Origin of the sequence: Thiobacillus sp. SCUT-2, assembly GCF_035621355.1 — a bacterium.
GTDB lineage: Bacteria > Pseudomonadota > Gammaproteobacteria > Burkholderiales > Thiobacillaceae > Thiobacillus > Thiobacillus sedimenti.
This window is the reverse complement of record NZ_CP141769.1, coordinates 2,551,916-2,575,633: the sequence shown is the minus strand read 5'-3', so window position 1 is coordinate 2,575,633 and position 23,718 is coordinate 2,551,916. Positions and strand designations below refer to the sequence as shown.

At 67.0% G+C, this 23,718-nt stretch carries 26 protein-coding genes; 9 read left to right on the top strand and 17 right to left on the bottom strand.

The features are described from left to right. Positions 1–11 precede the first annotated feature (11 nt). Positions 12–1,262, top strand: a complete 1,251-nt coding sequence (locus VA613_RS12890; RefSeq protein ID WP_324779419.1) for a THUMP domain-containing class I SAM-dependent RNA methyltransferase — start codon at positions 12–14, stop codon at positions 1,260–1,262. 84 nt (positions 1,263–1,346) lie between these two features. Beyond that, positions 1,347–1,730, top strand: coding sequence for a hypothetical protein (locus VA613_RS12885; protein ID WP_324779418.1), 384 nt, complete (start codon positions 1,347–1,349; stop codon positions 1,728–1,730). Positions 1,731–1,821: 91 nt separating this feature from the next. Here VA613_RS12885 and VA613_RS12880 read toward each other — a convergent pair whose 3' ends face one another. Together VA613_RS12880 and VA613_RS12875 are read right to left on the bottom strand one after the other, a co-directional pair. Further along, positions 1,822–2,949 carry a PilT/PilU family type 4a pilus ATPase gene (locus tag VA613_RS12880; protein ID WP_324779417.1) on the bottom strand — a complete coding sequence of 376 codons (1,128 nt, stop codon included), beginning with the start codon at positions 2,947–2,949 and terminating at the stop codon, positions 1,822–1,824. A 10-nt stretch (positions 2,950–2,959) separates the two neighbouring features. Further along, positions 2,960–4,003 carry a type IV pilus twitching motility protein PilT gene (locus tag VA613_RS12875; RefSeq protein ID WP_324779416.1) on the bottom strand — a complete coding sequence of 348 codons (1,044 nt, stop codon included), beginning with the start codon at positions 4,001–4,003 and terminating at the stop codon, positions 2,960–2,962. Between the two features lie 66 nt (positions 4,004–4,069). Between VA613_RS12875 and VA613_RS12870 the strand changes: the two genes are divergently transcribed. From VA613_RS12870 to VA613_RS12850, 5 genes are read left to right on the top strand one after another with little or no spacing between them, the layout of a single operon-like run. Further along, positions 4,070–4,795, top strand: a complete 726-nt coding sequence (locus VA613_RS12870; protein ID WP_324779415.1) for a YggS family pyridoxal phosphate-dependent enzyme — start codon at positions 4,070–4,072, stop codon at positions 4,793–4,795. Then, the gene (gene proC, locus VA613_RS12865; protein WP_324779414.1) at positions 4,788–5,603 is read left to right on the top strand and encodes a pyrroline-5-carboxylate reductase; all 816 of its coding nucleotides are present in this window, start codon (positions 4,788–4,790) and stop codon (positions 5,601–5,603) included. Before VA613_RS12870 ends, proC begins: the two co-directional genes overlap by 8 nt. Beyond that, positions 5,600–6,175 (top strand): YggT family protein, encoded by a 576-nt coding sequence (locus tag VA613_RS12860; RefSeq protein ID WP_324779413.1) that lies wholly within the window; start codon positions 5,600–5,602, stop codon positions 6,173–6,175. Before proC ends, VA613_RS12860 begins: the two co-directional genes overlap by 4 nt. A gap of 37 nt (positions 6,176–6,212) precedes the next feature. Then, positions 6,213–6,524 carry a DUF167 domain-containing protein gene (locus VA613_RS12855; RefSeq protein WP_324779412.1) on the top strand — a complete coding sequence of 104 codons (312 nt, stop codon included), beginning with the start codon at positions 6,213–6,215 and terminating at the stop codon, positions 6,522–6,524. Beyond that, positions 6,521–8,425 (top strand): dynamin family protein, encoded by a 1,905-nt coding sequence (locus tag VA613_RS12850; RefSeq protein ID WP_324779411.1) that lies wholly within the window; start codon positions 6,521–6,523, stop codon positions 8,423–8,425. The genes VA613_RS12855 and VA613_RS12850 overlap by 4 nt, the downstream gene beginning before the upstream one ends. A gap of 25 nt (positions 8,426–8,450) precedes the next feature. On the opposite strand, the gene ptsP is transcribed toward VA613_RS12850, so the two are convergent. The 6 genes from ptsP to gshA all read right to left on the bottom strand — a co-directional run bounded on the left by ptsP (position 8,451) and on the right by gshA (position 14,172). Continuing rightward, positions 8,451–10,178 carry a phosphoenolpyruvate--protein phosphotransferase gene (ptsP, locus tag VA613_RS12845; RefSeq protein WP_324779410.1) on the bottom strand — a complete coding sequence of 576 codons (1,728 nt, stop codon included), beginning with the start codon at positions 10,176–10,178 and terminating at the stop codon, positions 8,451–8,453. Beyond that, positions 10,175–10,444 carry an HPr family phosphocarrier protein gene (locus tag VA613_RS12840; protein WP_324779409.1) on the bottom strand — a complete coding sequence of 90 codons (270 nt, stop codon included), beginning with the start codon at positions 10,442–10,444 and terminating at the stop codon, positions 10,175–10,177. Before VA613_RS12840 ends, ptsP begins: the two co-directional genes overlap by 4 nt. Then, entirely contained in the window at positions 10,425–10,841 is a 417-nt protein-coding gene (locus tag VA613_RS12835; RefSeq protein WP_324779408.1) for a PTS sugar transporter subunit IIA, read from the bottom strand. The genes VA613_RS12840 and VA613_RS12835 overlap by 20 nt, the downstream gene beginning before the upstream one ends. A gap of 111 nt (positions 10,842–10,952) precedes the next feature. Next, positions 10,953–11,951 (bottom strand): FAD:protein FMN transferase, encoded by a 999-nt coding sequence (locus VA613_RS12830; RefSeq protein ID WP_324779407.1) that lies wholly within the window; start codon positions 11,949–11,951, stop codon positions 10,953–10,955. Then, positions 11,948–12,880: a glutathione synthase gene (gene gshB, locus VA613_RS12825; RefSeq protein WP_324779406.1), complete on the bottom strand. Its 933-nt coding sequence runs from the start codon at positions 12,878–12,880 to the stop codon at positions 11,948–11,950. Before gshB ends, VA613_RS12830 begins: the two co-directional genes overlap by 4 nt. Further along, positions 12,877–14,172: a glutamate--cysteine ligase gene (gshA, locus tag VA613_RS12820; RefSeq protein WP_324779405.1), complete on the bottom strand. Its 1,296-nt coding sequence runs from the start codon at positions 14,170–14,172 to the stop codon at positions 12,877–12,879. Before gshA ends, gshB begins: the two co-directional genes overlap by 4 nt. Before the next feature lie 44 nt (positions 14,173–14,216). Here gshA and VA613_RS12815 point away from each other — a divergent pair, with 44 nt between their 5' ends. After that, positions 14,217–14,681, top strand: coding sequence for a tRNA (cytidine(34)-2'-O)-methyltransferase (locus VA613_RS12815; protein WP_324779404.1), 465 nt, complete (start codon positions 14,217–14,219; stop codon positions 14,679–14,681). 148 nt (positions 14,682–14,829) lie between these two features. Then, entirely contained in the window at positions 14,830–15,837 is a 1,008-nt protein-coding gene (locus tag VA613_RS12810) for a GGDEF domain-containing protein (protein WP_324779403.1), read from the top strand. Positions 15,838–15,867: 30 nt separating this feature from the next. Here the strand turns inward: VA613_RS12810 and VA613_RS12805 are convergent, their stop codons facing one another. The 9 genes from VA613_RS12805 to VA613_RS12765 all read right to left on the bottom strand — a co-directional run bounded on the left by VA613_RS12805 (position 15,868) and on the right by VA613_RS12765 (position 23,699). Next, positions 15,868–16,854: an NAD(P)H-dependent glycerol-3-phosphate dehydrogenase gene (locus tag VA613_RS12805; protein WP_324779402.1), complete on the bottom strand. Its 987-nt coding sequence runs from the start codon at positions 16,852–16,854 to the stop codon at positions 15,868–15,870. After that, entirely contained in the window at positions 16,851–17,312 is a 462-nt protein-coding gene (locus tag VA613_RS12800) for an SH3 domain-containing protein (RefSeq protein ID WP_324779401.1), read from the bottom strand. The genes VA613_RS12805 and VA613_RS12800 overlap by 4 nt, the downstream gene beginning before the upstream one ends. Positions 17,313–17,319: 7 nt before the next feature. Continuing rightward, positions 17,320–17,778 (bottom strand): protein-export chaperone SecB, encoded by a 459-nt coding sequence (gene secB, locus VA613_RS12795; RefSeq protein ID WP_324779400.1) that lies wholly within the window; start codon positions 17,776–17,778, stop codon positions 17,320–17,322. Between the two features lie 64 nt (positions 17,779–17,842). Next, positions 17,843–18,271, bottom strand: coding sequence for a thioredoxin TrxC (trxC, locus tag VA613_RS12790; protein ID WP_324779399.1), 429 nt, complete (start codon positions 18,269–18,271; stop codon positions 17,843–17,845). Positions 18,272–18,346: 75 nt separating this feature from the next. Beyond that, on the bottom strand, positions 18,347–18,610 hold the full coding sequence (gene grxC / locus VA613_RS12785; RefSeq protein WP_324779398.1) for a glutaredoxin 3: 264 nt from the start codon (positions 18,608–18,610) through the stop codon (positions 18,347–18,349). A 17-nt stretch (positions 18,611–18,627) separates the two neighbouring features. Continuing rightward, on the bottom strand, positions 18,628–19,044 hold the full coding sequence (locus VA613_RS12780) for a rhodanese-like domain-containing protein (protein WP_324779397.1): 417 nt from the start codon (positions 19,042–19,044) through the stop codon (positions 18,628–18,630). Between the two features lie 13 nt (positions 19,045–19,057). After that, positions 19,058–19,276, bottom strand: a complete 219-nt coding sequence (locus VA613_RS12775) for a YgaP family membrane protein (RefSeq protein WP_324779396.1) — start codon at positions 19,274–19,276, stop codon at positions 19,058–19,060. 51 nt (positions 19,277–19,327) lie between these two features. Then, the gene (locus VA613_RS12770) at positions 19,328–22,612 is read right to left on the bottom strand and encodes an efflux RND transporter permease subunit (RefSeq protein ID WP_324779395.1); all 3,285 of its coding nucleotides are present in this window, start codon (positions 22,610–22,612) and stop codon (positions 19,328–19,330) included. Beyond that, positions 22,605–23,699 (bottom strand): efflux RND transporter periplasmic adaptor subunit, encoded by a 1,095-nt coding sequence (locus VA613_RS12765; protein ID WP_324779394.1) that lies wholly within the window; start codon positions 23,697–23,699, stop codon positions 22,605–22,607. Before VA613_RS12765 ends, VA613_RS12770 begins: the two co-directional genes overlap by 8 nt. Between the last annotated feature and the right edge of the window lie 19 nt (positions 23,700–23,718).

The following is a 23,718-nucleotide window of genomic DNA, read 5'->3' as shown; positions in this document are numbered from 1 at the left end:
GAAAGCATTTTTTGAAGCCCCACCCCGAAAAATCCCAGCCCGGCCGTAAACCCGCGCCGCACCCCATCCGCCCCGAGCGCGAGGCCCTGCCGCCCGCCAGCCATTTCGCCACCTGCCCGCGCGGGCTGGAGGAACTGCTGGTCGCCGAGCTGAACGCGGCCGGCGCGCGGGTCGTGCGCCAGTTGCCCGCCGGCGTGCTGTTCACCGCCGACGCTGCCGCCGAGATGCGCGCCAACCTCACCTCGCGCACCGCCACCCGCATCCTGCGCAAGGTCGGCTACACGCGCTACCGCAAGGAAGAGCACATCTACCGCGCCGCGCTCGACCTGCCCTGGCCGGACTGGTTCGACGTCAGCAAGACCATTGCCGTGAAAGTGGGTGCGCAGAACGCGCCGCTGAAGAGCCTCAACTTCATCACGCTGAAAATCAAGGACGCGATCTGCGACCGCTTCCGCGAGGAGACCCGCGCGCGCCCCAGCGTCGACACCGAGTCGCCCGACGTGCCGATCTATGCCTTCCTCACGCCGGACGCCGCGACGTTCTACCTCGACACCTCGGGTGAGCCGCTGTTCAAGCGCGGCTTCAAGCGCGAGGCGAGCGCGGCGTCGATCAAGGAAAACCTCGCCGCCGGCCTCTTGCTGCTGTCCGGCTGGGAACCCGGTACGCCGCTCCTCGACCCCATGTGCGGCGCTGGCACCATCCTGCTCGAAGCCGCCGACATGGCGCTGAACCGCGCGCCCGGGCGCAGCCGCCATTTCGCCTTCGAGCACTACCGCGACTTCGACGCGGCGCTGTGGCAGCGCATCAAGAACGAGGCGAAGGCGAAGGAAAAGCCGCTGACGCGGCTGCCGATCTTCGGCGCGGACCGCGACCGCTGGGTGCTCGACAAGGCGCGCAACAACCTCGCCGCCGCGGGCTACGCCGATTCCATCGAACTCAAGGTCTCCGACGTCCTCGACCTCAAGGCCCCGACGCCGGTCGGCACCCTCGTCACCAACCCGCCCTACGGCGAGCGCATCGGCGAGGCCGAGGACCTGGCCGAGTGGTACCCGCTGCTGGGCGACTGGCTGAAGCAGAACTTCGCCGGCTGGGAGGCGTGGATCATTTCGGGCGACCCGCTGCTGCCGAAGGCGATCGGGCTGAAGGCGAGCCGCCGCATTCCCCTGTTCAACGGGCAGATCGAGACGCGGTTTTTGCAGTACAAGCTGATTGCGGGGTCGATGAAGGCGAAAAGGTCAGACACCGTTGCCGGCCATCAATAATGGTTTCTGACCCTGTTTTATGTACAAAGATGTTAATGGGTACTGTTTAAATCCCCTGGGGAGAAATGAAATGGAGAATTCGAAATGAGAATTTCTGTGGGCCACTTTGTTGGAGCACTATTAATGTTTTGTTGTGTGTCGGTGTCTTTTGGTTCTGACGTTCAAACCATTCAGAACGCCATTGCAACCAAATTCGGCCAAAGCTCCAAAGGCGTCCTAAAGTCGGTTGAGCTAAAAGCAAGCGATATTAAGGTCGTTGCAAGCAAGGGTGGCATTGGTGACGAAAGAGACATCGTCATAGATACCGCTGTAGCGTTAAATAGAGTGAACAACAATATCAGCAACTGGAAAAACGTCTCAGTATCTGTCGACAACAGGATTTTCTCATTTAAGAGAGAAGATTTTGATAATTTCAGAAGCGGCAAAATAAACGACCAACAGTTCCTGAAACGACTTGATGGGAAGTAGACTTGATGTATTGCGGCGAGCCGTTCAATTCGAATCCAGCAAAAAGAAACAGGGTGCATCGCACCCTGTTTCTTTTTGCACGCGTAATTACTTACACGATATCGAGGTGATCCAGTCCCGCCATCATGTCGCGCCCCTTGGCTTCCTGGCCGTGCAGCTTGATCTGCAGGCGCAGGTCGTTGAGGCTGTCGGCGTTGCGTAGCGCGTCCTCGTAGGAAATCATGCCGGCCTCGTAGAGGTCGAATAGCGCCTGGTCGAAGGTCTGCATGCCGAGCTCGCGCGACTTCGCCATGATCTCCTTGATCTCGTGCACGTGGCCCTTGAAGATCAGGTCGGCGATCAGCGGCGAGTTGAGCAGGATCTCGACCGCGGCGACGCGGCCGTTGGTGCCCTTGCGCGGCACGAGGCGCTGCGAGATGAAGGCCTTGAGGTTGAGCGACAGGTCCATCAGCAGCTGGTCGCGCTTTTCCTCGGGGAAGAAGTTGATGATGCGGTCGAGCGCCTGGTTGGCGCTGTTGGCGTGCAGCGTCGACAGGCACAGGTGGCCGGTTTCGGCGAAGGCGATGGCGTATTCCATGGTGTCGCGGTCGCGGATTTCGCCGATGAGGATGACGTCGGGCGCCTGGCGCAGGGTGTTCTTCAGCGCCGAGAACCAGTTGTCGGTGTCGATGCCGACCTCGCGCTGGGTGATGATCGATTTCCGGTGCTCGTGGACGTATTCGATCGGGTCCTCGACGGTGATGATGTGCCCGGCGTCGTTCTCGTTGCGGTAGCCCACCATCGCCGCCAGCGAGGTCGATTTACCGGTGCCGGTGCCGCCGACGAAGATCACCAGTCCGCGCTTGATCATCGCGACGTCCTTGAGGATGGGCGGCAGGTTCAGCTCCTCCATCTTCGGGATCTTGGTGTTGATCGTCCGCATCACGATGCCGACGCGGCCCTGCTGCACGAAGACGTTGACGCGGAAGCGGCCGATCTCGGGCGGGCTGATCGCGAAGTTGGATTCGTTGGTGGCCTCGAAATCCTTCCATTGCCGCTCGTTCATGATCGAACGTGCGAGCTCGCTGGTGTGGGCAGGCGTCAGGCTCTGGTTCGACACCGGGGTGATCTTGCCGTCGACCTTGATCGCGGGCGGGAAGCCCGCGGTGATGAAGAGGTCGGAGGCGTTCTTCGCCAGCATCAGGCGCAGCAGGTCGTGGACGGTTTTTTCGGCGTTCATCGTTCGGTCCTCAGCCCGTGAAGGCTTCTTTGTTCTGCGCCGCGGCGCGCGCCACGCCCGGAGCGACGATGTTGCGCCGCACCAGGTCCTGCAGGTTCTGGTCGAGCGTCTGCATGCCCAGGTTGCCGCCGGTCTGGATCGCCGAGTACATCTGCGCGACCTTGTTCTCGCGGATCAGGTTGCGGATGGCCGGGGTGCCGATCATGATCTCGTGCGCGGCGACGCGGCCGGCGCCGTCCTTGGTCTTCAACAGCGTCTGCGAGATCACCGCGCGCAGCGATTCCGACAGCATCGAGCGCACCATTTCCTTTTCCGCCGCGGGGAACACGTCGACCACGCGGTCGATCGTCTTGGCGGCCGACGAGGTGTGCAGGGTGCCGAACACGAGGTGGCCGGTCTCGGCGGCGGTGAGCGCCAGGCGGATCGTTTCGAGGTCGCGCAATTCGCCGACCAGGATGACGTCCGGGTCCTCACGCAGCGCCGAGCGCAGCGCGTTGTTGAACGACAGCGTATGCGGCCCGACCTCGCGCTGGTTGATCAGGCACTTCTTGCTCTGGTGCACGAATTCGATCGGGTCCTCGACGGTGAGGATGTGGGCGTACTGGTTCTCGTTGACGTAGTCCATCATCGCCGCCAGCGTGGTCGACTTGCCGGAGCCGGTCGGGCCGGTGACCAGCACGATGCCGCGCGGCTGGTCCGAGATCTCCTTGAAGATGGGCGGCGCGTTGAGCTCCTCGAGCGTCAGCACCTTGGAGGGAATGGTCCGGAACACGGCGCCGGCGCCGTACTGCTGGTTGAACGCGTTGACGCGGAAGCGCGCCAGCGAGGGAATCTCGAACGAGAAGTCGATTTCCAGCGTCTCCTCGTACACCTTGCGCTGGCTGTCGTTCATGATGTCGTACACCATGCGGTGCACGTCCTTGTGGTCCATCGGCGGCAGGTTGATGCGGCGGATGTCGCCGTTGACCCGGATCATCGGCGGCAGGCCCGCCGAGAGGTGCAAGTCCGATGCCTTGTTCTTGACGGCGAATGCCAGCAGTTCAGAAATATCCACGCGTGCCTCGTACAGTTTTGGGTGGGGTTTTGACAGATAATAATCGCAATGGATAACGGTTCTGGAATGCCCGAACTTGAGCCTCGCGGGCCGGCCTGTGGCGGGGCTGCGGCGGGGCGGCTGCAGGCGGTGCGGGCCCGCATCGCCGCGGCCGCGGCGGCGGCGATGCGCGATCCGGCAGGGGTCACGCTGCTGGCGGTCAGCAAGACCTTCGGCGCGGCCGCGGTGCGCGAGCTGGCGGCGTGCGGCCAGCTCGCGTTCGGCGAGAACTACCTGCAGGAGGCGCAGGCCAAGCAGGCGGCACTGGCCGATCTGCCGCTGGCATGGCACTTCATCGGCCCGATCCAGAGCAACAAGACGCGGCCGATTGCGGAAAATTTCGCCTGGGTGCACAGCGTCGACCGCCTCAAGATCGCCGAGCGCCTGTCGGCCCAGCGGCCGCCGGGCTTGCCGCCCCTGCAGGTCTGCATCGAGGTCAACGTCAGCGGCGAGGCGAGCAAGGGCGGGGTGGCGCCGGCAGCCTTGCCGGCGCTGGCCGGGGCCGTGGCCAAGTTGCCGGGGCTGCATTTGCGCGGCTTGATGGCGATCCCGGCGCCGACGGCGGATGCCGCCGCCCAGCGCGAGGCGTTCCGGCAGGTGCGCGAGCTGTTCGACGATCTGCGCGCGCGTGGCCATGGCCTCGACACGCTGTCGATGGGCATGTCGGCCGATCTCGAGGCGGCGATACAGGAAGGGGCGACGATCGTGCGGATCGGGACGGCCCTGTTTGGAAAAAGGATCAGGAATGCATAAGGTAAGCTTCATCGGCGGCGGCAACATGGCCGCGGCCATCATCGGCGGGCTGATCGCCAGCGGCACGCAGCCGACCGACATCGAGGTGGTCGAGGTCAATGCCGACGCCCGGGCGCAGCTTTCGGCCCGCTTCGGCGTGGTGACGCACACGGACCTGTCGCAGGCGCGCCTGCATCCGCTGCTCGTGCTGGCGGTGAAGCCGCAGTCCCTGCCCGAGGTGGCGGCGGCGCTGGCGACCCGCCTGGCCGGCCATCTGGTGGTTTCGATCGCCGCCGGCATCCGGGTCGCCGACCTCGCCCGCTGGCTCGGCGGCCACGCGCGCATCGTCCGTACCATGCCCAACACGCCGGCGCTGGTGCGGGCGGGCATCAGCGGCCTCTACGCGTCGCCCGGCGTCGACGCGGACGCGCGCTCGCAGGCCGAGGCGATCCTGCGCGCCGTCGGCGGCGTCGTGTGGGTGGACGACGAGACGCGCCTCGACGCGGTGACCGCGGTGTCGGGCAGCGGGCCGGCCTACGTCTTCTATTTCATCGAATCGCTCGAGGCCGCCGGCGTCGCCCAGGGGCTGCCGGCCGAGACGGCCCGCCAGCTCGCGCTGCAGACCTTCTTCGGCGCGGCCAAGCTGGCGCTCGAGTCGGGTGAGGAGCCGGCCGTGCTGCGCCAGCGCGTCACCTCGAAGGGCGGCACGACCGAACGCGGCCTGGCGGCGCTGGACGCGGCCGGCGTCAGGGCTGGCATCGGGCAGGCGGTGGAGGCGGCGAGCCGCCGCAGCGCCGAACTGGGCGACGAACTGGGGCGGCTGGCATGATTGCCGGTGCGCTGATCTTCCTGATCCAGACGCTGGGCAACCTGTTTGCCGTCGCGGTGCTGCTGCGCTTCCTGATGCAGCTGTTCCGCGTGCCGTTCCGCAATCCCTTCGCGCAATTCGTCGTCGCCGTCACCGACTTTGCGGTCAGGCCGCTGCGCCGGGTCGTGCCGGGATTTTTCGGACTCGACTGGGCCTGCGTGGTGCTCGCCTGGCTGGTCGAGTTCGCCGTCGTGACGGCGAGCTACTGGCTCGACGGTTTTCCCTTCGCCCTGGCGGGCGGCAAGGTCTGGCCGGTCATGCTGGGGCTGGCGGTGGTGCGCCTGATCAGCCTGGCCGTCTACATGGTCATCGGGCTCACGCTGGTGCGCGCGGTGCTGTCCTGGGTGCATTCGAATACCCCGCTGACCCCCGTGGTCTACGAGCTGACCGAGCCTTTCCTGCGCCCCTTGCGGCGCATCGTGCCGATGGTCGGCCAGGTCGACCTGACCCCGCTGGTGCTGTTCATCCTCTGCCAGCTGGTCCTGATGCTGCCGGTGCTGGCGCTGGAGCGCGCGCTGCTCGGGTCGCTCTGAGCCGGGCCGGCGTTCTGGTCCCGTTTTCCGGTCCGGCATGAGCGAACCGTCTCCGCCGTCCTGGGCGCGCCGCGACGGCAACGACTGGCTGCTCGACCTGCACGTGCAGCCGGGGGCGAAAGTGACCGCCGCCGCCGGCGAACACGGTGGACGGCTCAAGCTAAAGATTGCCGCGCCGCCGGTCGATAACAAAGCGAATGCGCATCTGGTGTCCTGGCTGGCGGCCCGGCTGGGGATTCCGAAGGCAGCGGTGCGTCTGGTGCGGGGGGAGACGTCGCGGCAGAAGACCGTGGCGGTTTCGGGGGTGGCGACGCCCTGGCTTGATATCGAGAACAGCAGCAAGACATGAGCATCCATCTGGAACAGGAAGTCTCCGACTTCAGCGCGCGGCGCATGCGGCTGGCGACGGCGATCACCGATTATGCGGACTGGCTCGACCGCCAGCACGGCATCGATGCGGAACGCACCCTGCGCCTGGCGGACACGGCGTCGAGCCTGCGCCAGGACAAGCTGGTGGTGGCATTCGTGGCCGAATTCTCGCGCGGCAAGACCGAGCTCATCAATGCGCTGTTCTTCGCCGACCACGGGCAGCGGCTGCTGCCTTCCGATGCCGGGCGCACCACGATGTGTCCGACCGAGCTCTTCTTCAACGCGGATGAGGCCCCCTGCCTCAGCCTGCTGCCGATCGAGACGCGACGGCGCGAAGAATCCCTGGCGCGACTGAAGCACATGCCGATCGAGTGGTGCCGCGTACTGCTCGATCCGACCGATTCGAAGCAGCTGCAGGAAAGCCTGAAGAAGCTGACCGAGACCAAGCTGATGCCGGCGGTGGAGGCCATCGAGCTCGGCTTGTGGAATGGCGAGGACGATACCGAGCGCCACCATCTGCGCGCCGACGGCACGGTCGAGGTGCCCGCCTGGCGCTATGCCATGGTGAACTATCCGCATCCGCTGCTGCAGGCCGGCCTGACGATCCTCGACACGCCCGGGCTCAACGCGCTGGGCACCGAGCCGGAGCTGACGCTGTCGGTCATCCCCAGCGCGCATGCGGTGATGTATCTGCTGGCGACCGATACCGGCGTCACGCGCTCGGACCTCGAGATCTGGCAGAAGCACGTCCATCGCCACGCCAACTACCACGTGGCGGTGCTCAACAAGATCGACATGCTGTGGGACGAGCTGAAGAGCGACGCCGAAGTCCTGGCGAGCATCGAGCGCCAGGCGGAGGAGGCCGCCCGCGTGCTGAAGCTGCCGCGCAGCCGCGTGTTCACCGTATCGGCGCAGAAGGCGCTGGCCGCGACGATCCGGGGCGATGCGGCGCTGCGCGTGCGGTCCGGCATCGAGGCGCTGGAGTATCTGCTGGCGCACCAGGTGATCCCCGCGCGGCGCGACATGCTCTATCACGCGGTGAGCCGTGAGGTCAGCAGCATGCTCGACGAGAGCCGCGTCGACCTCGCCGCGCGGCTCAAGCGCAGCAGCGACGAACTGATCCAGCTGACCCAGCTGTCGGGCAAGAACCGCGACATCATCGAGCAGACGCGGGCGAGCCTGCAGAAGGAAAAGGACAGCTACGACGCGACGGCCAGCCAGTTCCGGTCGACGCGCAAGGCGGTGCAGGCGCAGGGCGCCCACCTGCTGTCCTTCCTCTCGGAGGAAACGCTGGGCGAAATCTGCAAGGCCGGGCGCGAGGCGATGGAGTCGAGCCTCACGACGCGTGGCCTGACGAGCGGCATCCGTCAGCTGAGCGTGCAGATGGGCGAACGCATCGTGCAGGCGACTAAACTGGCCGACAACATGCTCGACGCGCTGGAGCAGGCCTACATCCGCTTCCACCGCCAGCACCATCTGCCGAAGATGCAGGTGCCGCGCCTCGACCTCGGCGCCTATCGCAACCGGCTCGAGGCCCTGACGCGCGAGACCGAGGCCTTCTGCCGGGACCCCGCCAACCTGATGCTGGAGAAGCGCTTCATGATCCGCCGCTTCTACGCCGGGCTGGCCGAGGAGGCGCGCAAGGCCTTCAACCTCGCGCGCATGGAAGCCGAGCGCTGGCTGCGCATCGCGCTCGATCCGGTGATGACCCGGATTCGCGAGCACAAGCAGTATCTCGACACGCGGCTGGCCAACCTGCAGCGCATCCTCGAGAACATGGCCATGCTGCACAGCCGCATGGCGCAGATCAAGGACGAAATCAACGCGCTGCGCCAGGACAAGGCGGAACTCGCGCGCATCGCGGAGCAACTCGCCGCCTAGGCGATCGCGCGGCGCCCCACGGACCTCAGCTGCCGTTCAGTCGATTCAGCAGCGCGGTCGTCTTGTCCGGGTCGGTGTTCTTCAGCAGCCGCTGCGTCGGCGGCGCCAGTTCTTCCAGGTGGGACTTCAGCACCTGCTGCTTGACCTGCAGCAGGCTGGCCGGCTGCATCGAGAAGGTGCGCAGCCCGAGGCCCAGCAACAGGCGCGTCAGCAGCGGGTCGCCCGCCATCTCCCCGCACACCGCGACCGGCTTGCCGGCCTTGGCGCCGGCGCGGATCGTCTGCTGGATCAGGCTCAGCACCGCCGGGTGCAGCGGGTCGTAGAGGTGCGCGACGCTGTCGTCGGCGCGGTCGATCGCCAGCGTGTACTGGATCAGGTCGTTGGTGCCGATCGACAGGAAGTCGAGCTGATCGGCGAAGAAGGCCGCCGACAGCGCAGCCGCCGGAACCTCGATCATCCCGCCGATCGGGATGGCCTCGTCGAAGGCGAGGCCGTCCTTGCGCAGCGACGCCTTGGCTTCGTCGATGCGCTGCAGGGTCTGCCGCAGCTCCACGAAGCTCGCCAGCATCGGGATGAGGATGCGTACCCGGCCGTGCGCCGACGCCCGCAGGATGGCGCGCAGCTGGGTGTGGAACAGGCCGGGCTCGGCGAGGCACAGGCGGATCGCGCGCAGCCCCAGTGCCGGGTTGTCGGCGACCGTGTGGCCCCAGGGCGCCTGCTTGTCGGCGCCGAGGTCGAGCGTGCGGATCGTGACCGGCTTGCCGTCGAGCGCCTCCGCCACCGCCTTGTAGGCCGCGTACTGCTCGTCCTCGGTCGGCAGGTCCGAGCGGTTGAGGAACAGGAATTCGCTGCGGAACAGGCCGATGCCGTGCGCGCCGGCGGCCTTCACCGCGTCGATGTCCGACAGCAGTTCGATGTTCGCCATCAGCTCGACCGGCGTGCCGTCGAGGGTGGCCGATTTGCTGGTCTTCAGGCGCTTCAGCTTGTCGGTGTCGATGCGCCACTGGTTCTGCCGCAGGCGGTATTCGGCGAGCACCGACTCGTCGGGGTTGACGATCACCACGCCGTCGCGACCGTCGACGATCAGCAGGTCATGGTCGCGGATCAGCCCGCGCGCGTTGTGCAGCGCCATCACCGACGGCATGCCCATGCTGCGCGCCAGGATCGCGGTGTGCGAGGTGGTGCCGCCGAGGTCGGTCACGAACGCGGCGAAGTGCACGTTCTTGAAGATCACCATGTCGGCCGGCGACAGCTCGTGCGCGACGAGGATGCGCTCGACGTCGAAATTGACGTCGAGCGGCAGGTGGCTGGGATGGCCCATCAGCGCCTTGAGGACGCGCTGCACCACCTGCACGACGTCTTCCTGGCGGCTCCTGAGGTAGGCGTCGTCGATCTCGTCGAAGCGCGCCACCAGGGCTTCCATCTGCTGGGCGAGCGCCCATTCGGCGTTGCACTGGGTTTCCTGGATCAGCCGCTTGGGCGCCTCGGCGATCATCGAGTCGCCGAGGAACATGAGGTGCATGTCGAGGAAGGCCGACAGCTCGGCGGGCGCATTGGGCGGGATGTGGCTGCGCAGGACCTCCAGCTCGGCGCGCGTGGCGAGGATGGCTTCGTCGAAGCGCGCCAGCTCGTCCTGGATGTAGCGGCTTTCGAGCATGTATTGCGGCACTTCGATGCGCGCATTGGAGGTGAGGTGCGCGTAGCCGATGGCGATGCCGCCGGAGACGCCGATGCCGTGCAGCGAGAAGCTCACCGTTCCTCCCCGAATCCGCTCGAAATGAGCGCGGCCAGCGCGTCGATGGCCTCGACTTCGTCGTCGCCGTCGGTCTCGAGCGTGATGGTGCTGCCCTTGGCGGCGGCCAGCATCATCACGCCCATGATGCTCTTGGCGTTGACGCGCCGGCCGTTGCGCGACATGAACACGGCGCTCTTGAAACTGGACGCCAGCTGCGTCAGACGGGCCGAGGGGCGCGCGTGGAGGCCCAGCTTGTTGACGACTTCAACGTCCCGTTGCTGCATGGCACATGGTCTCGGAGATATGGTTGATGCTGTTGCGCCCGCCTTCGACGATGCGCTCGACGAGCTGCGCAAGCTTGAGCGTGTCACGATAGTTCAATGCCTTCAGCAGCATCGGCAGGTTGACGCCGGACACGCCTTCGATGTGCGCGGGCTCCAGCAGGCGGCACAGCGTGTTGCTGGGCGTGGCGCCATAGACGTCGGTCAGGACCAGGATGCCGTCGCCTTCGTCCAGTTCGGCCAGGCGCGACTGCAGGGCCTTCTGGCGCTCGTCGGGGTCGGCATGGCCGATGAAGTCGAGCGTGGCCAGCCCGCGCGGCCGCTGCCCCAGCACGTGGGTGGCGCACTCGACCAGGCTGTCGGCGAGCGAACCATGGGCGACGATGAGAATGCCAATCATGGGGAATGCGTCATGCCAAAAACAGCATTCTAGCGCGCAAGACCTGCGCTTTCCCCCTCCCCAATCCTCCCCCGCGAGCGAGGGAGGGGGGCAACGTGATGCCCAAAACGATCAACGCAGCCGCGCCTTCATGGCGGCGGAGACGTGCATCTTGCCGGCGGCGTCGACCGCAAGATAATCGGCGACGCCGAGGCGGGACGCGTGCTCCGCGAGATGCGCGGGGCCATCGATGAAGAGCGGCTTGGACAAGGCATCCGAGCGCGTACCGGCGTGCGGGCCCGACACCAGGATCGTGACCGACTGCATGTCCGCGGCCGGCCGCCCGGTGCGCGGGTCGATCAGGTGGCAGTAGCGGCGACCGCCCGCCTCGAAGAAGCGCTGGTAGTCGCCCGAGGTGCCGATCGCCTCGCCGTCGCGCAGGTCCAGCGTCGCCAGCGTGCCGGCCCGGCGCGGGTGCTGGATGCCCACCCGCCACGGGCGGTCGCCGTGGCGGCCGAGCGCGATCACGTTGCCGCCGATGTTGACCAGCGCGTTGGCGATGCCGTGCGCCTTGAGGATCGCGGCCGCGTCGTCGAGCGCGCGGCCCTTGGCGTAGCCGCCGAGGTCGAGCTGCACGGCCGGGTTGTCGCTCCATGCCATGCCGTTCGCGACGTGGATGTCGCGCAGGCGCGGATCGGCGCGCACCCAGCGCGCGATCGCCGCATCGTCCGGCACGGTTCCCCGCGGCGCGTCGGAATGGAAGCCCCACAGCGCGATGAGTCCGCCGATGGCGGGGTTGAAGAGGTCGTCGGAGCGGGCGGCCAGCGCCTGTGCGTCGAGCAGCATCGCCGCGAGGTCGGGCGCGACCGCTGCATGCTCGCCCTTCGCGAAGGAGGCGTTCAGCCGCGAGAGTTCGCTGGGCTGCCAGGCATGCAGCCGGCGGTGCAGTTCGTCGAAGTGCTGCAGCACGGCAGCAATTGCCTTCTGCGCCTGTACTTCGGGCGCGCCGTAGACGCTGACTTCGACGAGGGTGCCGAACACGTAGGACTGCTGCTGGACCAGCGGCGGCGCGCTGCAGGCCGCAAGCAGCCACAGCAGCAGCAAGCCGATGGCGTTCCGCGCCGTCCTCATGCGCGCGCCAGCGCCGCGATGAACTGCGCGGCGACGTCGTGTCCGGTCTGGGCGTGGATTTCCTGGAATCCCGTCGGACTGGTGACGTTGATCTCGGTGAGGCAGTCACCGATGACGTCGAGGCCGGCGAGGAAGATGCCGCGTTCGCGCGCCCACGGCGCGACCGCCTCGGCGATCTCGCGGTCGCGCGCGGACAGGGCTTGCGCCCGCGCGGTGCCGCCAGCCGCGAGGTTGCCGCGCGTCTCCCCGGCCAGCGGGATGCGCGCCAGCGCCCACGGCACCACGTCGCCGTCGATCAGCAGGATGCGCTTGTCGCCCTCGGCGATCGCGGGCAGGTAGCGTTGCGCCATGATGGCGCGTGTGCCGCGCCGTGTCAGTGTTTCGAGGATGGCGTTGCGGTTGGGGTCGGCCTGCGTCAGCCGAAAAACGCCGGCGCCGCCCATTTCCGTGAGAGGCTTGACGATGATGTCGCCGTGCTCGCCGAGGAAGCGCGCGATGTCGTCGGCATCGGCCGCGACGAGGGTCGGTGCGACGAACTGCGGGAAATTGAGGATCGCGAGCTTTTCGTTGTAGTCGCGCAGCGCCGCCGGCCGGTTCAGCACCCGTGCGCCCTTGGCTTCGGCGACGCCGAGCAGGTGGGTGGCGAGCAGGTAGTCGGTGTCGACGGGCGGGTCGGTGCGCATCAGCACGGCATCGAAGTCACGGAGCGGCAAGGTCTCGTTCGCGGTCACGCGAAACCAGTCGTCGTGGCTGCGCACCTCGAGCGCGCTGCACGCTGCGCGCGCGACGCCGTCGCACACGCCCATCTGGCGCGCCTCGGTGGCGAACACGGCGTCGCCGCGCGCGGCCGCGGCGCGCATCATCGCCACCGAACTGTCCTTGTAGGGCTTGAGTCCCGCCAGCGGGTCGACCACGAACAGCAGCTTCATGCGGCGGCTGCCGCTTCGGCTTCGTTGAGCGACTCGTCGAGTTCGATGCTGGCGGCGAGCATCGCCAGGCGCGCGATCACGCCGTAGGCGTAGAAGCGGTTCGGGGTGGCGTCGGGATTGGCGCTGCGATCGGGCGTGAGGCAGGTCTCGTCGAACGCCAGCGGCACGAAGTGCATGCCGGGGCTGTTGAGATTCTCGTCGGCCCCGCGCCCGGTGTGAACGCGGTAGAAGCCGCCGACGACGAAGTGATCGAGCATGTAGACGACCGGCTCGGCGACCGCATCGTTGATGCTCTCGAAAGTGTAGACGCCTTCCTGGATCAGCACCTCGCTCACTTCGAGGCCCTCCTTCACCACCGCCATCTTGTTGCGCTGCTTGCGGTTGAGCTCGCGTACGTCGTCGGGCGACTTCACGGTCATGATGCCCATGCCGTAGGTGCCGGCGTCGGCCTTGACGATGACGAAGGGCGGCTGGTCGATGCCGTACTCGTCGTATTTCACGCGGATCTTCTTCAGCATCTCGTCGACCTTCTCGGCCAGGCAGTCCTCGCCCTGGCGCGCCTGGAAGTCGATCTTGCCGCAGTGGTTGAAGTAGGGGTCGATCAGCCAGGGGTCGATGCCGACCAGGCGTGCAAACTCGATGGCGACGTTCTGGTACGCCGCGAAATGGCGCGACTTGCGGCGCGTCGCCCAGCCTGCGTGCAGCGGCGGCATGATGGTCTGCTCGATGCCCTTGAGGATCTCCGGCACGCCGGCCGAGAGGTCGTTGTTGAGCAGCACCGCGCAGGGGTCGAAGCCTTCCAGCCCGATGCGGTCTCCCTTGCGGATCAACGGCTCCAGCGTGAGGCGGCCGCCGGCCGGCAATTCGAGCGTGGTCGGCTGGGTGATCTCGGGAATCAACGTGCCGATCCGCACGATGAGGCCGGTCTGGCGCAGGATGTGCGCCAGCACCGCGACGTTCTGCAGGTAGAAGGTGTTGCGCGTGTGGTTCTCGGGGATCAGCAGCAGGCGCTGCGCGTCGGGGCAGATCTTCTCGACCGCGCCCATCGCTGCGTGGATCGACAAGGACATGAACGCGGGATTGAGATTGTTGAAGCCGCCGGGAAACAGGTTGGTGTCGACCGGCGCCAGCTTGAAGCCGGCGTTGCGGATGTCGACCGAGGTGTAGAACGGGGCGGCCTGTTCCTTCCATTGCTGGCGGAACCAGTGCTCGATCGTCGGTTGCGCGTCGAGCAGTCGCTTCTCCAGTTCCAGCAGCGGGCCGGTGAGTGCGGTGGTGAGGTAAGGAACCATAGAATAGGGACTTTCGGAGAAGGTTTCATTTTAGGCCAAGCCGGATGTTTGACATCGTTTTGTTTCAGCCCGAGATTCCGCCCAACACCGGCAATCTCATCCGCCTCGCGGCCAATACCGGCTGCCGCCTGCATCTCGTCGAGCCGCTGGGATTCGACCTGTCGGACAAGCAGGTGGCGCGCGCGGGGCTCGACTATCACGACATGGCCTGCGTGCGCGTGCATCCGGACTGGCAGGCGGTCCGGGCGGCCTTGCCGGAACGGCGCTGGTTCGCGCTGACGACCAAGGGCAGCCGCAGCTACGCGACGATCGACTATCGTGCGGGCGACGTGCTGCTGTTCGGCCCGGAGTCGCGCGGCCTGCCGGCGGGGATTCTCGACGGCTTCGACGCGGATCATCGCCTGCGTCTGCCGATGCTGCCCGGCTCGCGCAGCATGAATCTGTCGAACGCGGTCAGCGTCACCGTGTTCGAGGCCTGGCGGCAGAACGGGTTCGCCGGCGGGGTGTGAACGGGCACGCGGCGTCGCGGCCGGAGCTGCCGAATCGGCGCCCGATCGCGGCACGACGCGCGGCCGCGGGCGAGAATCGGCCCGAAATGCCGCGTGAAGAGTAATATGTCGGAAAATCCTGCTCTGACGCATTCGATGCCCCGTTGCCATGCAATCGCCTCGGCAGTCTGAAATCACCCATGAAGTGATCGAGTCGGTCGCGCAACTGACCGAGCAGCGTGACGAACTGACCCTCTTGCGCAAGCTGCAGGCGTCGATCCTGGAAATGCTCCCCAGCGTGCAGGTGTGCATGGTCTGCCTCGTCCCGGGCCCGCAAGGTGGCCACTGGATCCTCGATGCGGCTTGCACGCTGCCCGAACCCATGTTCCCGGTTTCCGACAGCCTGGTCGCCGAGGCGGCCGGCCTGGATCCCGACGTGCCCGCCAGGCAGGTCAGTCACGGCGGATGGAATTATCTGGTCAGCGGACTGGACCTGGCGGAGGGGCGGCGCAAGGCGATCGTGCTCCGGCAGGCGGAATGGGCGCCGGCGGACCTGCGTATCGCCCAGGGCATGCTCAAGATCTACGTCAACTTCGCGCGGATGCTGTTCGACAGCGAGCGCGATACGCTGACCGGCCTGTACAACCGCAAGAAGCTGGAGCAGAAGCTGGGCGAATTGCTTGCGGGTCGGATCAAGGGGCGCAACCGCAAGCGCGACCAGGAGACGGATGACTATCTGGCCGTGCTCGATCTCGACCATTTCAAACGCATCAACGACAACTACGGTCACCTGATCGGAGACGAGGTGCTGCTTGTCTTCGCGGGCCTGGTGCGCAATGCCCTGCGCGACATGGACTGGGTGTTCCGCTACGGCGGCGAGGAATTCGTCGTGCTGATCAAGGACGTCTCGCCCGCAACCATCGTCGCGATTCTCGATCGCATCCGGACCCGGATCCAGAACCATGCCTTCCCCCAGGTCGGCCAGGTGACGGTGAGCATCGGCTATACGGCGATCGGCGACCAGGAGTTGCCGCCCTACGTATTCGAGGAGGCGGACAGGGCCCTGTATTACGCCAAGGAGAATGGCCGCAACCAGGTGTGCGACTACGGCGACTTGGTGTCCAGCGGCAAGCTCGAACCGGAAGAGCGCCACAGCGGCTCGGTCGAACTGTTCTGAAGCGCGGCCTTCGGCGCCGCGCGCCCCGGCTCAGAATTCGGCCTTGATTTCCCGGTTCAGCAGCGCATCGACCGCCCGCGCGGCGGGCAGCCCCTCGAACAGCATCTGGCAGACGGCACGCGTGATGGGCATGTCGACGCCGAGTTCGGCGGCGAGCCCGGCGACCTCGCGCGCGGTGGTGACGCCCTCGGCGACGTGGCCGAGCTCGGCGAGAATCGTGTCGAGCGGCTGGCCGCGCGCGAGGCGCAGGCCGACTTGCCGGTTGCGCGACAGGTCGCCGGTGGTGGTGAGAATGAGATCGCCGAGTCCCGAGAGTCCCATGAAGGTTTCGAAGTGCCCGCCCAGGCGGACGCCGAGACGGGTCATCTCGGCGAGCCCGCGCGTGATCAGGGCGGCACGCGCATTGTGGCCGAGCGCCAGGCCGTCGCAGACGCCGGCGGCGATCGCCATCACGTTCTTCAGTGCGCCGCCGAGCTCGACGCCGATGACGTCGTCGTGGGCGTAGATGCGCAGGCGCGGGCTCGACAGGGCCTCCGCCAGTCGGCGCGCGAGCGCGCCGTCCTCGGCGGCGAGGGTCAGTGCCGTCGGATAGCCGTGCGCGACTTCCTGGGCGAAGCTGGGTCCGGACAGCACGCCGGTGTGGTTCGGGTTCGGCAGCAGTTCGGCGACCAGTTGGTGCGGCAGCTTGCGGCTGCCCGGCTCGAAGCCCTTGCATACCCAGAGCACGGGCGGCAGCCCGGGATGCGCCGCCAGCGCGGCCAGCGTCGGGCGCAGGGCGCCGCTCGGAACGGCGACGACGATCAGGTCGGCGGCCGCAACGGCGGCCTGAAAATCTGTCGTGAGCTGCAAGGGGTCCGGCAGGAGGCATCCGGGGAGATAGCGCGCATTGACGCGTTCGCGCCGCATGGCCTCGACGTCGGCCGCGTTGCGTGCCCACAGCGTGACGGCGTGGTGGGGCGCCCAGTGGGCCGCGAGCGCCGTGCCCCACGCGCCGGCGCCGAGCACCGCGAGCTTCATCGACCCCATACGTCGCCCGCGGCGATCCAGCCCGCGAGGCCGTCGGCGTGCTTCACCGGGAGCCAGCCGGACGCATCCGGGGGGGCAGTCACCACGAGGAGCACCCCGCGCGCGGCGCGGAACACGGCGTCGGCGTCGGCGCGCGGCTGCTTGCGAACGGTCGCGGACTCGGCCTTGACGATCACGCTGTGCGGACCGCCGAGGGCGGCTTTCTCGATCCACGCGAGGCGGCCCGTGTAATCGCGTACCTTGACCCAGTTTTCGGTGTCGATCACGACTTCGAACGGAACGTCGCCGCCTGCCGCGGCGACCTTGTTCGCCGCGGTCGAGGGCGCGTCGTACAGCAGGGCGGGGCGGGCGGTGCTGCGGTAGTCGAGCGCCCAGGCGGGCGACGCGGCCGCGAGCAGCAGGCCGGCGGCCGCGAGCAGGCGGGTGCGGGAGCGATGCGACGTCAGCACGCGAGAATCAATGCGTTTGCGCGGCGGCAGCCTGCTGCACCTGGCCCTGCTGTTGCTGCAGATAGAGCGTCTCGAAGTTGACCGGGTTCAGCAGCAAGGGCGGGAAGCCGGCACGGATGATCACGTCCGACACGGTCTCGCGCAGGTAGGGGAAGACGATGTTGGGGCAGCCAATGCCGAGCACCATCGGGATCTGCTCCTGCGGCACGTTCTCGATGCGGAAGATGCCGGCCTGCGTGCATTCGACCAGGAACATCGTCTTGTCGCCGATCTTGGCGGTGGCGGTGACGGTGATGCTCGACAGGTAGAGGTTCTCGCCCAGCCCGCGGCTCTCGGTCGACATGTTGACGTCGATCTGCGGCGCCTCGCGCTCCAGGTAGACGGCAGGGGCGTTCGGCACCTCGACCGACAGGTCCTTGACGTAAAGCTTTTCGATGTTGAACACGGGTTGCTGCGCGTCGCTCATGATGTCTCCCTGAATAAGAAAACCGGAGCCTGCGCTCCGGGAACGGGGGATATTCTAACGCGCTTTATTGAACGCCTTGCGACGCCAGCCAGCGCTTCAGGGCATGGGCTTCCATCGCGCCCGAAATGCGCGCCGCCTCGGCGCCGTCGCGGAACAGGATCAGGCTCGGGATGCCCTTGATGTGATGGCGCATCGAGACCTGCGGCTCGGCCTCGGTGTCGACCTTGGCGAAGCGCACGCGGTTGGCCATCTCGGCCGCGACCTGCTGGAACACCGGGGCCATCATCTTGCAGGGGCCGCACCAGCCGGCCCAGAAGTCGACCAGCACCGGCAGGCCGGCCTTCGCGACGAAGCGGTCGAAGCTGGCGGCGGTGAGGTCGACCGGCTTGCCGGGCAGGAGCGGCGCGCCGCACTTGCCGCACTTGGGGTGGTCGGCGAGCCGCTCATCGGGCACGCGGTTGACGGCGAGGCAGTGGGGGCAGGCGAGTTCCATGGGAAGCGTCCTTGAAGCGGATGATCTCGCTTCAAGGTGGAGGCGCGCCGTGGAAATTCAAGCGCGCAGCGGCGGTCAGGCGCGGTTGAGCAGCGGAACGAGTTCGCCGGCGGCATCGAGCGCCGAGGTGTCGTCGAAGCCGCCGACGTGGGTGTCGCCGATGAACACCTGCGGCACGGTGCGGCGGCCGCCGGAGCGGGCGATCATTTCGTCCATCCGGGCGGGTTCGAGGTCGACGCGGATCTTCTCGATCTCGGTGACGCCGCGGCTTTTCAGCAGGCGCTCGGCGGCGACGCAATAGGGGCACACGGCGGTGCAATACATGACGACTTTGGCCATTTCACGGGCTCCTTGGTTCATTTGGTCGTGACGGGCAGGTTGGCGCGTTCCCACGCCAGGATGCCGCCCGCCTGGTTGTAGACGTTCGCGAAGCCGGCCTTCTTCAGGATCCGGCAGGCGTGTGCCGAGCGGTTGCCGCTGCGGCAGGTGACCAGGATGGGCTTGTCCTTGAACTTGTCGAGTTCGGCAAGGCGTCCGCCCAGCTGGCCGAGCGGAATGTGCCGGGCCCGGGGGATGTGACCGGCGGCGTATTCCTTGTCTTCGCGCACGTCGAGCACGAGCGCGTCGTCGTTGTAGAGGCGGGTGGCCTTGAGCGTGTCGGCTTCGTCGATGCCGGACAGCTTGCCGCCGATGAACGACCACACGAGCAGCGCGCCCGACACCGCGGCCACGCTCACCAGCACCCAGTTGTGCAGCAGGAATTGAACGTCCATGCCTTGCCCCTGCTCAGAGGCCGCAGCCGGTCTTGACCCCGGCCTTCTTCAGCATGAGGTCCATCGGGCAGAACCGCGTGATGCCCGACTGGAACAGGTTGAAGCCGACGAAGGCGGTGAACCACAGCCACGATACGTGCGTCATGTCGGCGCTGCCCGAAAAATGCGCGAGCGCGAGCGACAGCATGATGAAAAACCCCGCGATGATGCGGACCAGACGTTCAACGGTCATGATGAATTCCTAGGAAATGGAAAGCGGATGATAAGGGCGTACTGCTGAATATCAAGTCGGTGCCCCGCTCCGCTTCTGCCAGATGTAGTAGAGCAGCGGGATGACGATCAGGGTGAGCGCGGTCGAGGCGAAGGTGCCGAAGATCAGCGATACCGCGAGGCCGCCGAACACCGGGTCGGTGATCATGATCGCCGATCCGAGGATGATGGCGAGCGCGGTCAGCAGGATCGGCCGCAGCCGCACCGCGCCGGCTTCGATCACGGCCTCCTTGAGGCCGTAGCCCTGCGCGCGGTAGTCGACGATGAAATCGATCAGCAGCAGCGAGTTGCGCACCACGATGCCGGCCAGCGCGATGACGCCGATCATCGAGGTCGCGGTGAACGCCTGGCTGGTGGCCCAGTGGCCGGGGAAGACGCCCACCAGCGTCAGCGGGATCGCGCCCATCACGATCATCGGCATGACGAAGGACTTGTAGTAGCCCACCAGCAGCAGGTAGATGAACACCAGCGCGACGATGAACGCCGAGCCGAGGTCGCGGAAGACGTCGAGCGTCAGGCGCATTTCGCCGCCCCACAAGAGATGGTAGCCGGTGACGTCGTCCGGCGTGGCCTGGGTGAAGCCCAGGTTGCCGGTCCTGAAGCGCACGCCGTCCGAGAGCAGCGTGCTGTCCAGCATCTTGTCGAGCGCCAGCACCGCGTAGACCGGGCTGGAGGTCACCATTTCGCCGCCCACCATCACCATGGCGTGCTGGTCGCGGTCATAGATCGGCTTGCCGTAGGGCACCTCCGCCACCTTGGCGATCGCGCCCAGCGGAACCTGCTGGCCCATCATGTTCGTCACCCGGATCGCCATCAGCGACGCCGGCGACTGGCGCTCGGCGCGCGGCAGGCGCACCACGATGTTGATCGGCTCGCGTGCCGAATCCACGTGCACCGAGCCGATCGACAGGCCCGAGACGTAATCGCGCAGGAGCTTGCCGACCTGGCCGGGGACGACGCCGGACAGCGCGGCCTTCTCGCGGTCCACCTGGACCGAGAAGGATTGCATGGTTGCCGTAACGGAGTCGTCGGTGTTGATCATGCCGTAGACGGACTCGAACGCACGGCGCACGTCGGGAGACGCGTCGCGAATCTTCTGGTAGTCGGGGCCGTACAGCTCCGCCAGGACCTGCGCCTGCACCGGCGGGCCGGGCGGGGTCTCGTAGAGCTTGACGCGGGTTTGCGGAAACGCCTCGCGCACGGGCTTGAGGCTGTCGTTGAGCGCCTGGACGATCTGGTGGGACGTCACCGAGCGATCGTGCTTGTCGACCAGATTGACGCGGATCTGCGCGAGGTTGTCGCCGCGCTTGATGAGGTCGCCGCGTACAAGCGCGGCGAAGTCGATCGGCGCGGTCATGCCGAGGAAGGTCTGGTAATCGGTGACGTAGCGGTTCTGCGCCAGCACGCCGCCCACCGCGCGCGCGGCGCGGTCGGTGTCCTCGAGCGTGGAGCCGGCCGGCGTGTCGACTTCCACCAGGAAGGTGTTGGTGTTGTCGTTCGGCAGCATCTTGAGTTCCACCCCCAGCGCCGACAGCGGGCCGTTGATTCCCGCCGGACGGATGAACTGCCACGCCGGCATCAGCATGGCCAGCAGCAGCAGGACCAGCACCGCGAGGAACATCAGGTTGCGGCGGCCGCGGTGTTCGATGAAGGGGGTGATGACCTTGACGTAGGCGCGATGCAGGCGGTCGGTCTTGTGCGCGCCGGCCTCCTCCAGGCTTTCCTTGCGCGCGAGCTCGCTTTGCGCGGCCTTCTTCCTGAGCCACAGGTTGGTCGCCCACGGCACCACGATGTAGGCGATCAGCAGCGACGCGATCATCGCCACCGGCACGTTGAAGGGGATGGGGCGCATGAACGGCCCCATCATGCCGGTGACGAAGGCCATCGGAATGAAGGCCAGGATCACCGCGATGGTCGCGATGTTGGTCGGGTTGCCGATCTCGTTGGTGGCCTGGATGACGACGTCCTTGAAGTCGCGGTCGCCGATGCCGTGATGCAGATGGCGGTGGATGTTCTCCACTACCACGATCGCGGCGTCGACCAGCAGGCCCAGCGACAGGATCAGCGCGAACAGCGTGATGCGGTTGATGGTCTGGCCGGCGAACAGGCCGATCGTCAGCACCACGAACAGGATCAGCGGCACGGTCAGCGTGACGATGCCGGCCTCGCGCCAGCCGAGGAAGAAGACCAGGATGACGATCACCGAGCCGATCGCGATGCCGAGATGCTCGACGAGCGTATTGACCGCATCGTTGGCGCGTGCGCCGTCATCGCGGGTCACGGCGACCTGGATGTCGGCGGGAATGGCCTGGCGCTTGAGCTGATCGAGCTTCTTCAGCACGGCGTCCGCGACCACCACCGCGTTGGTGCCGGCCTTCTTGGCGATCGCCAGCGTCACCGCGGGCGCCTCGCCGCGCGCGGCACCTTGGCCGGCCGCGGGGCCGTAGGCGAAGCGGGTGCTTTCGTCGGTTTCCTGCGGCCCGTCGACGATGGTGGCCACGTCCTTCAGGAACACGGGCCGCCCGTTGGGGGCGCCGATGACGATGTCGCCGACTTCCCGCGCGCTGCCGAGGAAGCCCTGCAACTGGAGCGGCGAGACCCGGTTGTCGCCCACCACTTTGCCGGCCGGCACCGCGACGTTCTGTCCCTGCAGCATCTTGTCGACCTGGTCGAGGGCGATGCCGGCCGCCGCGAGCCTGGCGGGCGAGATCCAGACGTTGACCGCGCGCGGCGAGCCGCCGACGAGCTGGGTGAACGAGACCCCCGGCACGTTGCGCAGCTGTTCCAGGATGCGGCTCGCGACCTGACGGATCTGCATGTCGTCGAGGCGCGCGGAGGACAGCGTCAACGTCATGATCGGCACGTCGTCGACGTTGACCGGCTTGACCATGGGCTGCATGGCGCCGGGCGGCATGCGGTCCATGTTCTGCATCAGCTGGTTGTAGAGCTTGACCAGGCTTTTCTCCTGGTCCTCGCCGACCTTGAACTGCACCGTCACCAGACCGAAGTCCGGCGCGGCGTAGCCGAAGGTGTGATCGACGCCGGACTGGGCGTTCATGATGGCTTCCAGCGGCTTGACCACCAGGTTCTGGATTTCCTCGGGCGACGCCCCGGGCTTGGCGACGATGATGTTGGCCGCCGGCACGACGATCTGCGGGTTGTATTCGCGCGGGGTGACGAACAGCGCCATCAGGCCCGCCAGCGCCACCGCCAGCATGATCATGGCGGTGATCTTCGATTCGATGAAGATGCCGGCGAGCTTGCCGGCGATGTTGAGCGGGGCGGCGCGCTCACTCATGCGCACCCCCGCTCACCTTGTCGCCGTTCTCCAGTTGCGCCACGTTCGAGACGACCACCTTGTCGCCGGGAACCAGGCCGGACACGATTTCCGTCATGCCTTGGGCGGTCGCGCCGGTTCGCACCATGCGGTAGCGTGCGAGCCCCTGGGCGTCGACGGTGAACACGCCGGTGATGCCGGCGCGTTCGGCGACCGCGCCGGCGGGGACGCGGATGCCGGCGTGGCTGCCGACCGCGAATCCCGCGCGCACGAAGTTACCGCTGGTGAGGCCGCTGTTCGCGGGCAGGTCGATCTTCACGAGGTGGGTATGGCTCACCGGATCGGCGGCGGGCACCAGCTGCGCGATCGTACCTTCGAGCGATGCCTGCGCCGCATCGCCATCGCGCACGAGCGTGACCTTGTCGCCGGTCTTGATGCTGGCGTAGACGTCGCCGCTGACCTGGGCGCGCACCTGGAGCTTCTTCAGGCCTTCGAGAACCAGCACCGGCCGTCCGGGTGCGGCAAGGTCGCCGGCATTGGCCAGCTTCTGCGTGACGACGCCGCTGATCGGCGCCGTGACCGACGCATAGCGCATCTGGTTCGACGCCAGGGCGAGGCCGGCGCGTGCCGCTGCGGCCTGCTGCTCGGCCACCTGGTATTGCAGGCGAACCTTGTCCCACTGCAGTTTCGGGATGGCTTCTTCCTTGTACAGCGCGCCGAAGCGCTCGTAGTCGAGCCTGGCGTCGGCGAGCGCGGCTTCGGCCTGCGCGACACCGGCGCGCGCCTGGCTGACCTGCCCCTGGACATCGGCGGGATCGACGACGAAAAGCAGCTGGCCGGCCTTGACGGCTTGCCCCTCCGCGACCTTGATCTCGCGGATGTAGCCCATCAGCCGGGAGGCGACCTGCACCTGGTCTTCCGAAACGACGGTGCCGGGAACTTCGATAGGGACGGCCAGGGGCGTCTTCTGCACGGTCTGCACCTCGGCCTGGACCGTGCGGCCGGCGACCGCGGCCCGTCCTTCGGGGGCCTCGTGCTTGCCGCAACCGTTGATCAAGCCCAGTGCCATGCCAAGCAGGGCAACGCGCAGGAAGGGAATGTTAGCCATGGAATTCATATCGGATCGC